The following is a 16,187-nucleotide window of genomic DNA, read 5'->3' as shown; positions in this document are numbered from 1 at the left end:
ATGGATAAGCTCGACAGTGCAGTAAAAAATAGTCTTAACGGGCGTATTCCTATCATTATTTTTGTCATGGCTGTGCTGCTTGGCATTATGGCTTTACAGCAAACTCCCCGTGAAGAAGAACCGCAAATAGTGGTGCCGATGCTGGATATTTATGTCTCAGCTCCTAGCATTGAAGCGCCTGAAGTGGCAAGGCTGGTCACGCAACCACTTGAGAAGTTATTGGCGCAATTACGCGGTGTTGAGCATATTTATTCAACCACACAAAGTAATGGCACTGTGGTGACATTGCGCTTTACTGTGGGTCATGATCGTGAACAAGCAATCCTCGATACTTACGCCAAACTATATAGTTATCAACATACCATGGCGTCAGTTATTAGCTCATGGCAGGTGCGTCCGGTAGAAGTAAATGACGTGCCGATTGTGATGCTAGGCTTATTTAGTAAAGATCCTAAATTATATAACGACTATGAGTTAACTCGTTTTGCTAACGAAATTGCCAATAGTTTACAGCGCATAGAAAACACCAGTGAAGTTAAAGTGATTGCTGGGCGCAAACGCACTTTAACGGTTAATTTAGATGCGACGGCCCTAGCAGCTCATCAAACTACACTCAGCGATGTGTATTATGCACTGAGTGTATCTAATCAATTATCTCAGGTTGGCAGTGTTGTTAATGCAGAGCAACAAATCATGCTCCAAGCTGGTGATGTGTTACGCACAAAAGCCGCGATTGAGCAACTTGTTGTAAATGTTATTAACGGCAAAAGTGTTTATTTAAAAGATATTGCAAAAGTACTCGATGGACCAAGTGAGCCTGAAAATTATCAGTGGCTAGCGCAATCTGATACCACACAAGAGCATCCTTTAGTCACCTTAAGTGTTGCTAAAAAAGCGGGCACCAATGCCGTTGCGGTCGCAAATGATGTGCACGCGATGATGGCTGATTTAAAAACTAATTTTTTACCTTCGCAAATAGATTACACAATACTTAGAGATTACGGGCAAACCGCTAACGAAAAAGTGAACAACTTAACCTCAAGCTTAGTGTTTGCGGTATTTACCGTAGTGATTTTTGTTGGCGTATTTTTAGGCTGGCGACCCGCTATTGTTGTTGGTTTAGCTGTGCCAATTTGTTATGGCATAACCTTAAGCCTCGATTTTGCGTTTGGTTACACCATCAACCGAGTAACGTTATTCGCATTGATATTATCACTGGGCTTGCTGGTGGATGATCCGATCACGGGCATTGATAATATTAGCCGTTTTTTACAAAACAAAGGCAATAAAAAACAACAGATTGTCGCTGCAATGAGTGAAATACGTGGCGCGCTATTAATGTCGACACTGACCATTATGGTGGCTTTTATTCCTTTGGCTTATATCACCGGCATGATGGGCCCATATATGGCACCCATGGCATTTAATGTGCCTGTAAGCGTGATGGTCTCAACCATAGTGGCATTCTTTGTCACTCCTTGGCTTGCCATGAAGTTATTAAAAGAACCGATTGTTGAACACAATGATTTAAGTTCCCCTAAAGTAGCTATTTATGAACGCTTATTAACGCCTTTACTGGCCAGTAAAGGGCGCGCAAAACTGATTTTATGGGCAACCTTAGGATTATTTATTATCAGTGCATTGCTGCCCGTGATGCGCATGGTGCCGCTGAAGTTATTGCCGTTTGATAATAAAAATGAACTACAAGTATTGATAGATATGCCCGAGGGGACGAGTCTGGAGCAAACAACACTGACCGCTCGTAAAGTACAAGCTATAACATGGCAGCTTAATGAGGTAAGTGAAATTGCTGCGTATGTTGGGCAACCATCAAGCATGGACTTTAATGGCATGGTGCGCGGTTATTATCGCCGTGAGGCCACTAATTTAGCTGAGCTTAGAGTATTACTATTAGACAAAGCGCAGCGCGAGCAACAGTCTCATGGTGTGGTGATGCGTTTACGTAAACAGCTTGAGCCATTGGCCGTTAATGGCATTGTGATAAAAGTGGTTGAAGTTCCACCCGGGCCGCCAGTATTTAGCACCTTAGTGGCAGAGGTATATCGTGATCCGTTTGTTGATACGCAAACCCATCATCAAGCGGCGCAACAAGTCGCTAAGCGATTAAAACAAGAGCCCCATGTAGTTGAAGTTGATACCAGTATTGCAGCTACTGCACCGATGCAGCGCTTTATTACCGATAAAGCCAAGGCGGCTTTGTCGGCGGTATCAACACAAGATATTGCCAATACATTAGCGATTGCATCTGCGGGTAAAAATGTCGGGGTAATGTATGTCAGTGGTGAAACGCAGCCCGTTGATATCAAAATGCAATTACCATATCAGCAGCGCAACCAATTAGCCCAGCTGCTTGCTATGCAAGTCAGAGGTGATAGAGAGCTGGCAAAATCAACCAATCAGTTTGGTTTAACCAGCGCGCCACGGCCGTTGGTGGCTTTATCTGAGCTGGGTGAATTTCATAACCTAAATGTCGCAAAACCGATTATGCGTAAAGACCAACGCGAGGTTGTATACGTGATGGCAGAGCTTAATGGCCGTACTCCTGCAGAAATCATTGCGGACGTAAACGCTGATTTAAATGTAAGTAGCGATGATTTTGAGCAAACAAATTGGTTAGCCCGCAGCTTTTTTAATAACGGTGGAACTCAGGCTTGGCAATTACCACAAGGCACGCATGTAACGTTTAGTGGTGAAGGTGAATGGCGGATCACAATTGATGTGTTTAGAGATATGGGCATTGCGTTTGCTTTTGCGTTAACCGCCATTTTTATTATTTTACGAATACAAACGCAATCTGCCAGTTTATCGCTGATTATTATGTCGGCTATTCCACTTACTGTGATTGGTATTATGCCGGGTTTTTGGTTATTAAATCAGTTTGGTGAGCGCTCCATAGCCGGTGCTCCAGAGCCTGTGCTATTCACCGCAACAGCGATGATCGGCATGATAGCACTTGCTGGTATTGTGGTGCGTAACTCGCTTATTTTAGTTGAGTTTATTAATCAAGCTCGCGGGCAAGGGATGGCAATAAAAGCGGCATTGATTGCCGCAGGCACAACGCGGATGCGGCCAGTATTACTGACTGCTGGCACAACTTTATTAGGCAACTTAGTGATTACCTTAGACCCCGTATTTAGTGGTCTTGCTATCGCTATTATTTTTGGCATTGTGGCATCAACATTGTTTTCGTTGTTTGTGGTGCCGCTAGTTTATTATTTAGTGTTTGCGAACACACAAACAACCGAGGATGAAGCTCATGCAAGGTAAATCAAAACTGTTCGGCTCAATCATTGCGTTGTTAGTGATTATTGTTGCTGTGCTTTATATGGCAGGCAGCTTTTCAAATAAACAAGCCGCAGGAAATAAACCCGTATTAGCAACGACATATGAGGGAAAAGTCGCTACCGTTGAGCTGACGGCGATCAAGCGCAGTGAAGATGTTCCCGGTACTGTGATTGCAAAACAAAACACGCAAATTTCGTCACGAGTGATGGCACAAGTGGAACGTTTAAATGTACGTGCTGGTGATAGTGTTGTGCAAGGCGATGTACTCATTACTTTGCAGCAAGACGATTTTAAAGCGCAATTGGCACAAAGTGATGCGCAAATAAAAGCCATTCAAGCGTCACTTACACAAGCTGATAAACAGCTTAAGCGCGTAACTGAGTTATATTCACAAGGGTTGGTATCGGTTAGTGATAATGATGAAGCAAAAGCGAAATTTGATAACTTAACCGCAAGCTTAGCTGTTGCCAAGCAACAGCAAACCCAAGCACAAGTTGCACTTGAATTTACCCGTATAAAAGCGCCCATTTCTGGCGTTGTTGTAGAGCGGTTAGTTGAACCAGGTGATACCGCAGTGCCTGGTTCACCTTTATTGGCACTTTATAATCCACAACAATTACAGTTTGAATTTAATGTGCGAGAACGTCAGGCAATTAGCCTCACACTGGGTCAAAGCTTAACGGTCAGTTTGCCTTCACTTAATATAACCGCTGTTGCGGTGGTGAGTGAAATTGTTCCGATTGCCGATAGTGCTGCACGTAGTATGTTAATTCGTTTAGAGTTGCCAACACAATCAAACTTGATGCCTGGTTTATATGCACAGCTTCACTTGCCACTGGATACCGAGCAAGGAATTTTAATTGAGCCAAGTTGGGTGCATGAGTACGGTCAATTAGCCATGGTATATGTTATTAACGAGCAAAAGATTGAGCGCCGCTTTGTTCGTTTAGGGGAGGTGATTAATGCTAAACAGCATATTATCGCCGGGCTTAACGCCGGCGACACATTAGCGGTGGATTTTAAACCTAAATGAAGGTCGCAACTTCATCGAGTGATTTTTTCACCAAGGCATGATTAGGCACAGTAGCATCATCACTTGGGTAACCGGCAATGAGCAGCATATAAGGGCGTTCGTTGTCTTTGTCGCGGCCACAAATGTCGGTTAAAAAGCTCATTGGTTTAGGTGTGTGAGTTAGTGTTGCAAGCCCTGCGCGATGTAATGCTTGGATTAAAAAGCCGGTGGCAATACCGACTGACTCATGCACATAGTAGTTGGTGTTTTTATCATCTGTACTTACGCCACCTTTCTTTTGACTAAACACCGCAATCAGCCAAGGCGCATGCTCTAAATAAGGTTTGCTGGCATCAGTGCCTAATGGCTTTAGGGCATCTAACCACTCTTCACCAGCGCGGCCTTGATAAAATGAGCGTTCTAATTTCTCGGCTGCTTCACGAATTTGCTTTTTCACATCACTACTATTAATTGCTACAAAATGCCACGGTTGGTGGTTTGCACCACTTGGTGCTGTAGCTGCGGCTTTAATGCAGGTTTCAATAATCTCGATTGGCACCGGTCGGTCGCTAAAACTGCGAATTGTATGACGACGCTGGCTGGTCGTTAAAAACTCATTAGCGCGTTCAAGCATCTGTTCATGCGGGTATTCAATAAAGTCTGTAAGTGGTTGATGGTCATGTTGCTGCATGGCTTTTCGCTTCTTTTAATCATGTTCCTTTTTTATACATCGTCAGTCATATGAGTGCAAGCGATGTGCCTTTTATATACCGCTTTTAGTTTTATTTGTTTATGAGGTACTATTGAATAAATTATTACTAATATATGCAGCAATGTAATTAGTGCACTTTTATGTGAGCTGAGCTAAGTTGGGTTGTTAAACTATATTAGGAATTAGAATCAGTTAGAGGTTATTATGAGAGTGTCAGAGCGTAAAATAGACGACCTAGTACTTGGGTTTTGGCGATTATTAGATTGGCAAATTACACCGCAGCAATGTTTAACATTTCTTGAGCAGGCGATTGAGGCTGGCGTTAAACATACTGATCATGCTGATATTTATGGTGAATATGGTTGCGAGGCCGAATTTGGTAAAGCCTTGGCACTAAAGCCAAGTATTCGTGATGAGATAAAAATTATTACTAAATGCGGTATTAAGCCAGCCTTTGCAAGCTTAGGGTTAGCAGGCCAAGCTAATCATTATGATTCGAGTGCAGCGCATATTATTAGCTCAGCGCAGCAATCGTTAAAGCATTTTAATACCGACCGATTAGATGTATTACTGATCCATCGCCCTGATTATTTGATGAATGCAGACGAAGTAGCTGAGGCATTTACTACCCTTAAACAAAATGGTGATGTACTGGAGTTTGGCGTGTCTAACTTTACGTCATCGCAGTTAAGTTTGTTACAGTCACGCTTAGATTTTGAGTTAGTCACTAATCAAATTGAATTTTCACCCTATGAACTCAAGGCGCTTGATAATGGCAGCTTAGATCAATGCCAGCTACTTGATATTAAACCTATGTGTTGGTCGCCTTTGGCTGGCGGTCGCATTTTTGCAGAAAATGATGAAAAAGCGATTCGTCTACGTCAAGTGCTTGAGCAAGTTGGCAGTGAAATTGGCGAAAGTTCTATTGATCAAGTTGTTTATACTTGGTTGTTAATGCATCCAAGCCAGCCATCAGTCGTGTTAGGCACGGGTAATATTAAACGTATAGAGTCAGCTGTTGCAGCTAAACAATTAAAACTCAGTCGCGAGCAATGGTATCGCATTTGGCAAGGCTCAACAGGGCATAGTGTGCCATAGGATTGAGGTGGCTGGGGCAAGGTGAGTGATATGACCCAGCTACTGTGATTTATTCACAAGCTTATGAATCAATAGGAGGAATAAACTTTTCTTTTTCTAAGATTTGAATAAGGCTTCTCATAAGATAATTGTTCATAAAGCTTACGTAATAAGTTCGACCACCTTCGGTTAATGGACGAATAAATCCAGAATCTTTCATTTTGGAAATGAGGTGGGTTTTTTGTCTGCTTGTTAAACCCTCTAATGCTTCATCAAGTTCATTTGCTTTGAATTTCTGTTTTAATATACCTATATTCAATATTTTAGCTTCTTCTTTATTTAAATAGCCTTTCTCAGCTCCTAACTTAATAGTGGGTACAAGAATGCTTTTATAAAGAAAATCGAAGTCCAATAGCTTATTTACTTTTGTGACTTCTTCTAAAATTCCTGAAAGTACATACTCACACCAATTTAACAGTCCCTCATCAGTGCCTAAATCAGCTTCTGAAAGGAATTCATAATATTTATCTCTATCATTACAAAAAACAGCTGTTGGGTTTATAATTTTCCCGTCTTTGACATTAAATCCATATTTGATCATCAATGCATAGGTAAGTAATCTTACTACCCTACCATTTCCATTACCGAAGGGGTGGATCCAAGTGAATCTATGATGTGCAATAGCTGTCTTAAGTAAATCATATTTATCAGCACTTGTTTGATTTATGAATTCAATTAGCTCATCCATGTATGCTTGTACTTGAATTTGATCGGGTGGTGTGTGAGCAGATTGAGATATCTCGACATTCCAAGTTCTGTAAGCTCCTGGAGTGCGATCACCCTCATCAGTCAATTCTCCAACTACAAGTTGATGCAGTTGCTTAATAAAATGATGTGTTAATTTAGTTCCACCACTTATGCTTTCTTCAATGAAATCCATTGCAGCTTCTACATTCGCTATTTCTGAAAATCGCTCATTTGATCTTTCTTCTTTTTCTATTTTTCTTTCTATATATTCAGATATTGTGGTTCTATTACCTTCGATTCTTGCTGAACCAACACTCTCTAAAATATGAAAAATATGTTTAAGTTGAAAAAAAATCCAAGGAGCTGTTGTTCCTTGTAATTTCAATTTCCTTAGGTGGTTTAATTCTATTAAAGAGTCCGTGAGCTCAGAATCAAAACTAGGACTCACAAGTCTTAAGTTAAACTCATTGTTTGTTGTCATTTATTTACACCAGTTGCTTTTAAGTTTTTGTATTTAATTAGTAAAAATAAAATATTTCTTTTAATTAACTACAAATTGTATATATGATAACTACATATTAGTTGTTCTGTTATCTACATACAATTAATAAAGGTTGATACGCTTAATTTTAATTAAAGTGAATTATTTGTTTAAATAACTTGATGTGCTGAAATAGGCTTTTTATTTTGGCTGACGGATCGAGAAAGGGCCTTACGGCCCTTAGTGTTGCAGCAAGTAACACATTCTTTTTATAGGCTAAAGTCCATTGAAAAAGCAACGTAAGCCTTAATATCGCTGTAGTCCATATTGGTACGTGAGAGGCCGGAGGTGAAGCCATCTTTAGAGATTGAAACACCATAATCGATGATATCGTCATCACCAATAAAATCACCAGAATAGTGGCCTAAGTGTAAAGCCATTTCTGTGCCATCGCTACTGGCGGCTGAAGTTGCAAATACTGATGCGCTAAAGCCACCCATACTGATACTACCGTAAATTTCATAAAAATTAGCATCAGCACCCGAAGCTGCATCAGGGTAAGCGTAATAGATGTAATCAATATTGCAGCTCATGTTTTCATTAATATCGCCACCAAGACCAGCTTAGAGATCAAGCTCATAAGTCATTTCATCGGCCCAGCTTGCATTTGAAGCCTAAGCACCTGCGTAAAACCTAACTCGCTGGCGTAATCAATACCGCCTGATATAGCTGCATCACCATCGGTTTGCTCTTGGTCACGTCATAAGTAGTTTGATGTTGCTGCGGCACTGGCTGTTACTTCAATAAGTGCCGCTGTTAATGCATCCAAGCCAGCCATCAGTCGTGTTAGGCACAGGTAATATTAAACGTATAGAGTCAGCTGTTGCAGCTAAGCAATTAAAGCTCAGTCGCGAGCAATGGTATCGCATTTGGCAAGGCTCAACAGGGCATAGTGTGCCTTAACTTAAGCTCAGTATGCTTTAGGTGAGGGTTGCTTATACTATTTATAAAGTGAGTTAGGGCCGTGCAAAAAAACTAAGCACTGGCACTTGCAGAGTTTTTAAACTACATAATTCACTGCAGGCGCCGTTTAATGGGCTTACAGCGGCCAAAATATCAGTAGCATAGGCAGTGATATAGCAACCACAATAATCTCTAGCGCTATTCCTAGCTGCCAATAATCGCCAAAGCGAAAGCCGCCGGGGCCTAAAATTAGGGTATTATTTTGATGGCCTATGGGGGTTAAAAAGGCACACGACGCACCAATGGCTACGGCCATTAAAAATGAATCTGGACTAACACCTAAGGTGGTTGCAACTCCAATGGCAATGGGGCACATCACTGCGGCGGTCGCGGCATTGTTCATTAAATCAGATAAGAACATAGTAACAATTAAAATTAATGCTAACCCTATTACGGCATTGCCTTGCGCCACACTTTCCAGCAAAAAACATGCTATTAGGTCGGCGGTGCCGGTGGCTTCCATGGCACCCGCAACGGGGATCAAAGCTGCGAGTAACACAATCACAGGCCAATCAATGGCTTCGTATACTTGGCGTAATGGCACTGTTTTTACAACCATAGAGGCTAATACACCAATGGCAAATGAGACGGCAGCGGGCAGTATGCCAAACGCAGCACCTGCAATGGCAAATAACATAATCAAACTTGCTTGCCATATTTTTACTTTATCTGGAATACGTAGTTCTCGTTCAGCTAAGGGGACACAGCCATTATCAGCAGCAAATTCTGCAATCGACTCTGGATCGCCTTGCATTAGTAATAAGTCACCCGATTGAATGCCAATTGAACGCAGGCGTTTCATTGAACGTGCACCTTCTCGCGACAAAGCGAGTAAATTTATGCCATACCGAGTACGCAGTGATATATCACTGGCTGAGCGCCCAGCTAACATTGAACTGGGCAACACAGCTAGCTCTATTAGCGATACTTCGCCAGTTCTGTTTGGTTTGTCTTGCTCTGCTTGTTGTTCAGCAGACTGCTCACTCTCGGGTATTGTGTTTGAAGAGGTGTGTGTTTCTTGCGCTTGTTCAGAAGCGGCTTGCTCAATAGATTCTTCAAGTTTTAAGCCTAAAATAGACAGTGCATCCGTTAGCGATTCGGCTTCGGCTTCGAGCATTAAAATATCGTTTTCATAAATTCGACGGCTTGAGTGAGCGGCAATTATTTTTACCTCTTTTTGTACAATGCCAATGATTTGAGCATCGACTTCAATGAGTTCTTTTTCAATTTCACTTAAGCGCATACCATCCGCTTTACTGCCTTTTTCGACTCTCACTTCGGTAATATAAGCGCCTGATTCAAACCCTTCTAAACCTGACTGCTTTCTCGCAGGAACCAGTCGCCAGCCAATGAGTGCAATAAATAATATGCCAATTACAGCAACGGCGAGGCCAATAGGGGTGAAATCAAACATGCTAAAACTGCCTAATCCCGCTTCAGCGCGAAAACCAGAGACGATAATATTCGGTGGTGTTCCCACTAATGTAGTCATGCCACCTAAAATAGTACCAAAAGCCAGCGGCATTAGTATTTGCCCAGCGGTTAATTCAAGCCGTTTTGCAACATGAATAGCCACTGGCATCAGTAACGCCATCGCGCCTACATTGTTCATAAAACCAGATAATAGAGCCCCTAACCCCATGAGCGCCAGCATACTGAGCATGCGCCCAGCATTGCTAGGTAAGGCAATGCGAGTTAAAGCGTCTACAGCACCAGCATTTTGTAAGCCGCGGCTTAAAATGAGTACACAAGCCACTGTAATGACCGCAGGATGGCCAAAACCACTAAAGGCATTTTCAGGGTTAACCAAGCCAACCACAACACAAGCCAATAAAGCCATTAATGCCACTACATCATGACGAAAGCGGCCCCACAAAAACAACGCAACTGTAATAAATAAAATGGCGAGAATGAGCAACTGCTCGAAGGTCATAGTGGCGTTCCTTTTGTTATATTGACAGTTAGATCAATGAGTCTTTATATACAATACAGCTAACTGAAAATTTTCCAACATAATCTAAATTTTGATAAAGATCTTAAGTTTAAGCTAGATACAAGCAGCGCTTTTTGCAAGGGTGAGCGATAGAAAGTGACAGGAAGTTGGGTTTAACAAGCTCCACCTTCTATAAAACTATAGCTAGATTGGTCATTAAGGAAGAGTATTTTTATTATGAGAAAGGGCCTTGCGGCCCTTAGTGTTGCAGCAAGTAACACATTCTTTTTATAGGCTAAAGTCCATTGCAAAAGCAACGTAAGCCTTAATATCACTGTCATCCATATCGGTATCTGAGAGGCCAAAGGTAAAGCCATCTTTAGAGATAGATACACCGTAATCGATGATATCGTCATCACCAATAAAATCACCAGAATAGTGGCCTAAGTGTAAGGCCATTTCAGTACCATTACTGCCAACTGCGAAACCGTAATCTGCAGTTAGGTATAACGAATCACCAAAGTCTGTGCCATCGCCACTGGCGGCTGAAGTTGCAAGTACTGATGCGCCAAAACTAAAGCCACCCATACTGATACTACCGTAAATTTCAGAAAAATCGGCATCTGCAGCAGAAGCTGCATCAGGGTAAGCGTAATAAATGTAGCCAACGTCGTAGCTGATGTTTTCATTAATATCGCCACCAAAACCAGCGTAGAGATCAAGCTCGTAGGTCATACCTTCTGCCCAACTTGCATTTGATGCCCAAGTACCTGCATAAAATCCAGATTCATTAGCGTAATCAATACCACCAGACACAGCGGCATCACCACCGGTTTGTTCTTGGCCACGCCATAAGTAGTTTGATGTTGCTGCCGCATTGGCAGTTACTTCTGCATAAGCTGCTGTAGATGTAGCGGCCATAAATGCAAGGGTGCTGATAGCAATCGCTGATTTTAGTTTTAACATGTTTGGTATCCTGTTGTTATGCTGATTTTTTGGTTCGCAATTATTTATTAGATTGCAGTCTAGTAATTGCTGATCCCATTTCTAGTTGTCTAACAGGATATTTGCACTGCTTGTGCCAAGTTAAATGAAAAGCTCTAAATTAAATTTAAAATCTATTGAAAACATCTGGTTAAATTCAGTGCTTAGAGGAGGGATATAATCATGGTTGCTTGTTACGCACTTAGTTGGTGCATAAAAAAACCCGCATGCACAAATCAGTTGCAGCGGGTTTTTGTATTCTTTACTGTGGTTTAACCAAATATAGTACGCATCAGGCTGATGGTCTCAGCAACGCCACGGCCTTTTTGTACTTCGCTGATAATAGAATCACGTTTTGCGCGGATATGCTCAGGCATATCATCGGCAGCAAGGGCGCGGTCAACCAGTATTTCAGCTGACTCTTTGCCACGGCGCACTTTTTTAGTGGTGCTGCTAGTAGTACGCTTTGGTTTACTCAATAACTTGATGTAATTTGAGTTTTCAGCACTGTTGGTGTCTGCATAATAGAAAAAGCACGGAACTAGCGCTTTGATTGCCACAAGTTGTTGATCCAGTTCGCTGTCACCATTGGCCATTTTAAACCAAGACATAGCATGAATCGCTTGCACAATATCTTGCCAATAGCGTGCAAAATCACGATTGTTTAATTTGGTTATCGCTAACGCTGCACATAAGGCATCTAAGCGTGAGTTGTTTAGCGGTGTAAATACATCAGGGCGACGCATTGCCAATAAACGAGTTGCCGGTGCTAAAGTTGGCTTTTCATTGTTGTCAGTAAAAGCGTGTACGTATTTGAGTACAAACTCTTGGTAATCAGCTTCTGTTACTTCGCCTTCAAGAGGGATGTGTGCTAATGCTTCATCAAATAAAGCGGGAAGGTCAGCAAGCATTTGATGGAAAGCCTTGGCACTCTTTGTTGAACTAAACCATTCAACGTCAAAGTTATAACTGCTTGGATCGAGCGCTGAAGTATGTTTACCAGTAAATGCTAATAAGTCTTCAGGGATCATTTCTTTTAATGATTGCTCACGAATACCAGCAATATACTGGGTCAGACGCAATTGCTCATCAAGCGCTAATACGTCTTTATGTTGCTCAATAAATACACTGACCACAGGCCAAGGTGCAACACGTAATGTTTTCAATTGTAAGAAGCTAATAGCTGAAACGAGTAACTCATTAAGCTTTTTTAAAATAGGTAACTGATTGGTTTCTAGTAAATCATGATTAATACGGTCACGGCTAGCATTGAGCAATTCATAGCACCAACCTAAGAAGTCTTCAGGATGATTTTCTATTTTCACCGCCATCAGGTTTAAGCTGATTTCAGAAGCCTGCTTTAGAATATTTTGATAAATATGGCCTTCTTGTTCGCCTAATGCCATTTGTGAAGGTGAAATGAGCAGTTTTTTCATGCCTGATGGTACTCCGGTTAGATACATTTTTCAGTTGTTTAATTTTAGCGCAAAACGCCTTAAAACAACAGGGCTGTGCATCATACCGAAGAATACAAGGGATGCAATCAAGATAGTTCTGAAAATCTCAAGATTGCAGCATGGCTGTATTAATCGTGTTCATCAAGTAAAAATAGACTCTCAACCGAGGTATTAAAGTGCAGTGCTATTTTCAACGCAATGATCACCGACGGTGTAAAGCGCGATGTTTCGACCGTACTAATGGTTTTTCGCGAAACATTAATCGCATCGGCTAGTTCTTGCTGCGATAGCCCCGCGGCTTTGCGAAATTCTGCTACATGATTTTGCAGCTAAAGGTATTAAAATGTTTCAGTCACAATTCATGTATTCAATGTAGAATGCAGAGAATTGCATTTTTCTTCGTTGCACAATGATTTTAATGCTAACTCCCGCTATGATAAGAGTATTATTTGCACATTTGAAAGGACCATCATGAAAACCTTATTTAAAGTTATTGGCGTTATACTGTTATTGCTTGTTGCTTTAATCGTTGCAGCGCCGTTTTTAATCCCTACCGATGCAATCTTTAACAAAGTTTCGCAACAGGTAGAGCAAACCACAGGGCGAGCTCTGACCATTAAAGGTGACAAAACCTTATCTGTTTTTCCGTCATTAAAACTTGAGCTTGAAGATGTGCACTTTGCCAATATGAAAACGGGCTCACGCGCTGATATGGCAAGCATGCAGCAACTGGCAATTCATATTCCGTGGTTTTCGCTATTTGGTGGTGAACTGAAACTAGAAAAGTTTGTGATCAATGAACCAAATATTCTGCTCGAAACAGATAAAAATGGTAAAGCAAACTGGCAATTATTTGATGCGGTTGCAGAGCAGCCAGCAGCGCAGCAACAAAATAGTGGCCCAGTTAAGCTACCTGAAAACTTTGATATTGCATTAGGTGAAGTGGCCATTTACGGCGGTAAGTTTGTTTACTTAGATGGTGCGACTGGCGTTAAGCAAGAGATCAGCGATCTTGAGTTAGCAATTTTACTGCCTTCATTACATAAAACATTAGAGGTAAAAGGCGCAATTACTTATATGCAAGAGCGCTTTGAGTTGGATGTAACGGTTGATAACCCAGCTAAAGCCATTGAAGGCGATACCTTTAATGTGACTAAAAGTGTGACTTCTCGATTAGTCGATGTTGAGTTTAAAGGCTCAATTGCTGGCCAAGGCAAAGATATTCAAGGTCAATTATCGCTCAGTGGTGATTCAGTGAAAGACATTGCTAAATGGCAGGGAGTAGAGCTGAGCGCCAAAGAAAACGCATTTAATGCATTTAGTGTTAGCGGCAAAATGCGTATGCAAGGTGATAAGTTTAACCTAGCTGAATTAGTTGCGACATTGGATGCGCTAGAGATCAAGGGTAAAAGTGAGTTAAACCTTGGCAAGCGCCTAGCAGTAAAGGCTGATATCGATTTAGGCATGCTGAACTTAAATCCATACTTACCAGAAGCAGTTGCGCAAACTGAGGCATCAGAGCCTGCAAAGGATGCACCAGCGCAACCGATTGTTTGGGATGACACAAAAATGGATTTGAGTGGCTTAAATGCCCTAGATGCGAATGTGGTGATCCGTTCAAGTGGCTTACAAGCAAATGAAATCAAACTTGGTGCTAATCAATTTACAGTCACCCTTAAAAACGCGGTTGCTGCAGTTAGCCTAGATAAATTTGCCGCCTACGAAGGTAATGGTAAAGGCACAATAACGGTTAATGCGAAACAAGCTCCTTATCAAATCAGCACCAACTTCTCATTAGATAAAATAGATGCACAACCATTGCTAACGGATGCTGCAGGCTTTGATAAGCTAATGGGCAAAGGCTCGTTAAATTGGGACTTAGCAACATCAGGTCAGAGCCAAAAAGACTTTATGAGTGCACTACAAGGTAAATTGGCATTTGAGTTTGCCGATGGTGCAGTCAAAGGTGCCAATATCGCTGAAATGGTACGCAAAGGTAAAGAGCTAATTAAAGGCAACCTTGGAGCAGTATCAGAAGGGCTAGATACCGGCTTTGATAATTCCCAGCAAACAGATTTTTCTGCACTCACTGGTAGCTTTAACTTTACTAATGGCGTTGGTAAAAATACGGATCTTAGTTTACTAAGCCCGTTAGTACGTATCAGTGGTGAAGGAGGTATAAACCTTCCAGCTACGACGGTTAACTATCGCTTAGTCACTGGCATTGTTGATTCACTTGAGGGGCAGGGCACGACAGATGATAGCACTGGCTTTAAAATACCAGTGCGTATCAAAGGGCCATTCCATGATGTTGGCATTAGTTTAGACGTAAGCAAAGCCGCCGAAGATGAAGTAAAAGAGAAAGCCAAAGATAAAATCAAAGATAAATTAAAAGGTTTGTTTGGCAATTAATGCCGATTTTATTCGGTGATAAAACAATCAGGGCATAAATTTGCCCTGATTGTTTTCTAATCAATGCTAAAATAGCAAAAACTGTTTTCTCAGCAAAATAGTCACCCTTGTATTTCTAAATTAATTAAAAAATAACCTACCACTACCCCTCCAATGCTGATACAATTGCCCGCCCTTGGAATGCAACTAGATTGTTTTTCGAGTGGTTTTTAACCTAAATGTCTTGATTTTAAACGATTTAAGGCAGTTGTAATAACTACACCGGAGGTCATTAACATGATCCAAATGCAAACTCAGCTGGAAGTTGCTGATAACAGCGGCGCTCGCAAAGTGCAGTGTATTAAAGTCTTAGGCGGTTCGCACCGTCGTTATGCAGCGATTGGTGACATCATTAAAGTTTCTGTTAAAGAAGCAATTCCTCGCGGTAAAGTGAAGAAAGGTGATGTTAAAAACGCGGTAGTTGTGCGTACTAAGAAAGGCGTTCGTCGTCCAGATGGTTCTTTGATCCGTTTTGACAGCAATGCGGCTGTTATCTTAAATGATAACTTGCAGCCAATTGGTACACGTATTTTCGGCCCTGTGACTCGCGAACTTCGTAATGATAAGTTCATGAAAATCGTTTCACTAGCCCCAGAAGTACTGTAAGGAGTCAATCATGGCAGCAAAAATCCGTCGTGATGACGAAGTAATCGTTCTAGCAGGTAAAGACAAAGGTAAGCGCGGCAAAGTGCTTTCAGTTGTTACCGAGTCTGGTCGAGTATTTGTCGAAGGCATTAACTTAATCAAGAAGCACCAAAAGCCGGTTCCACAATTGAACCAGCCTGGCGGCATTGTTGAGAAAGAAGCGTCTATTGACGTATCAAACGTTGCGATCTTCAACTCGGAAACGAGTAAAGCAGATCGTGTAGGTTTCAAGATTGAAGATGGTAAGAAATTACGTATCTTTAAATCTACTGGTAAAACTATCTAATAGTTGGAGTAGAATGATGGCGAAACTGCATGAAGTATATAAAGACAAAGTAGTTGCTGAACTTCAAGAGAAG

Annotated in this window: 12 protein-coding genes and 2 pseudogenes; 7 read left to right on the top strand and 7 right to left on the bottom strand. The window is 41.5% G+C overall.

Annotation, left to right across the window (positions count from 1 at the left end; translation table 11 throughout):
• Together ENH88_RS11455 and ENH88_RS11450 are read left to right on the top strand one after the other, a co-directional pair.
• A complete protein-coding gene (locus ENH88_RS11455; RefSeq protein ID WP_304182379.1) occupies window positions 1-3,288 on the top strand; it encodes an efflux RND transporter permease subunit in 3,288 nt (1,095 codons plus the stop codon).
• A complete protein-coding gene (locus tag ENH88_RS11450) occupies window positions 3,278-4,339 on the top strand; it encodes an efflux RND transporter periplasmic adaptor subunit (protein WP_304182378.1) in 1,062 nt (353 codons plus the stop codon). Before ENH88_RS11455 ends, ENH88_RS11450 begins: the two co-directional genes overlap by 11 nt.
• Here ENH88_RS11450 and ENH88_RS11445 read toward each other — a convergent pair.
• Window positions 4,332-5,009 (bottom strand): nitroreductase family protein, encoded by a 678-nt coding sequence (locus tag ENH88_RS11445; RefSeq protein ID WP_304182376.1) that lies wholly within the window; start codon window positions 5,007-5,009, stop codon window positions 4,332-4,334. The two genes, ENH88_RS11450 and ENH88_RS11445, sit on opposite strands and share 8 nt — an antisense overlap.
• Window positions 5,010-5,234: 225 nt before the next feature.
• Between ENH88_RS11445 and ENH88_RS11440 the strand changes: the two genes are divergently transcribed.
• Window positions 5,235-6,128, top strand: coding sequence for an aldo/keto reductase (locus ENH88_RS11440; RefSeq protein WP_304182374.1), 894 nt, complete (start codon window positions 5,235-5,237; stop codon window positions 6,126-6,128).
• A gap of 61 nt (window positions 6,129-6,189) precedes the next feature.
• Here ENH88_RS11440 and ENH88_RS11435 read toward each other — a convergent pair whose 3' ends face one another.
• Together ENH88_RS11435 and ENH88_RS11430 are read right to left on the bottom strand one after the other, a co-directional pair.
• On the bottom strand, window positions 6,190-7,335 hold the full coding sequence (locus ENH88_RS11435) for a Fic family protein (protein ID WP_304182372.1): 1,146 nt from the start codon (window positions 7,333-7,335) through the stop codon (window positions 6,190-6,192).
• A gap of 269 nt (window positions 7,336-7,604) precedes the next feature.
• Window positions 7,605-8,173, bottom strand: a pseudogene (locus ENH88_RS11430) (TorF family putative porin).
• On the opposite strand from ENH88_RS11430, the pseudogene ENH88_RS11425 reads away from it, so the two are divergent.
• A pseudogene (locus tag ENH88_RS11425) lies at window positions 8,149-8,298 on the top strand (oxidoreductase); the annotation flags it as partial. The pseudogenes ENH88_RS11430 and ENH88_RS11425 overlap by 25 nt on opposite strands.
• A 136-nt stretch (window positions 8,299-8,434) precedes the next feature.
• Here the strand turns inward: ENH88_RS11425 and ENH88_RS11420 are convergent.
• The 4 genes from ENH88_RS11420 to ENH88_RS11405 all read right to left on the bottom strand — a co-directional run bounded on the left by ENH88_RS11420 (window position 8,435) and on the right by ENH88_RS11405 (window position 13,061).
• Window positions 8,435-10,291, bottom strand: coding sequence for an SLC13 family permease (locus ENH88_RS11420; RefSeq protein WP_304182370.1), 1,857 nt, complete (start codon window positions 10,289-10,291; stop codon window positions 8,435-8,437).
• Window positions 10,292-10,579: 288 nt separating this feature from the next.
• A complete protein-coding gene (locus ENH88_RS11415) occupies window positions 10,580-11,257 on the bottom strand; it encodes a TorF family putative porin (RefSeq protein WP_304182369.1) in 678 nt (225 codons plus the stop codon).
• Window positions 11,258-11,547: 290 nt separating this feature from the next.
• Window positions 11,548-12,711: a hypothetical protein gene (locus ENH88_RS11410; RefSeq protein WP_304182368.1), complete on the bottom strand. Its 1,164-nt coding sequence runs from the start codon at window positions 12,709-12,711 to the stop codon at window positions 11,548-11,550.
• Between the two features lie 149 nt (window positions 12,712-12,860).
• Entirely contained in the window at window positions 12,861-13,061 is a 201-nt protein-coding gene (locus ENH88_RS11405; protein WP_304182400.1) for a helix-turn-helix transcriptional regulator, read from the bottom strand.
• A 142-nt stretch (window positions 13,062-13,203) separates the two neighbouring features.
• On the opposite strand from ENH88_RS11405, the gene ENH88_RS11400 reads away from it, so the two are divergent.
• The 3 genes from ENH88_RS11400 (at window position 13,204) to rplX (ending at window position 16,114) form a co-directional block, all read left to right on the top strand.
• Complete coding sequence (locus ENH88_RS11400) at window positions 13,204-15,144, top strand: AsmA family protein (protein ID WP_304182367.1); 1,941 nt, start codon at window positions 13,204-13,206, stop codon at window positions 15,142-15,144.
• 276 nt (window positions 15,145-15,420) lie between these two features.
• Window positions 15,421-15,789: a 50S ribosomal protein L14 gene (gene rplN / locus ENH88_RS11395; RefSeq protein WP_011329449.1), complete on the top strand. Its 369-nt coding sequence runs from the start codon at window positions 15,421-15,423 to the stop codon at window positions 15,787-15,789.
• A 10-nt stretch (window positions 15,790-15,799) separates the two neighbouring features.
• Complete coding sequence (gene rplX, locus ENH88_RS11390; RefSeq protein ID WP_016710194.1) at window positions 15,800-16,114, top strand: 50S ribosomal protein L24; 315 nt, start codon at window positions 15,800-15,802, stop codon at window positions 16,112-16,114.
• Window positions 16,115-16,187: the final 73 nt, after the last annotated feature.

It is taken from the genome of Pseudoalteromonas prydzensis, from assembly GCF_011050055.1.
Taxonomy (GTDB): Bacteria; Pseudomonadota; Gammaproteobacteria; order Enterobacterales; family Alteromonadaceae; genus Pseudoalteromonas; species Pseudoalteromonas prydzensis_A.
Note: the sequence above shows the minus strand (reverse complement) of the source record. Positions and strands in the feature narration are given on the sequence as shown.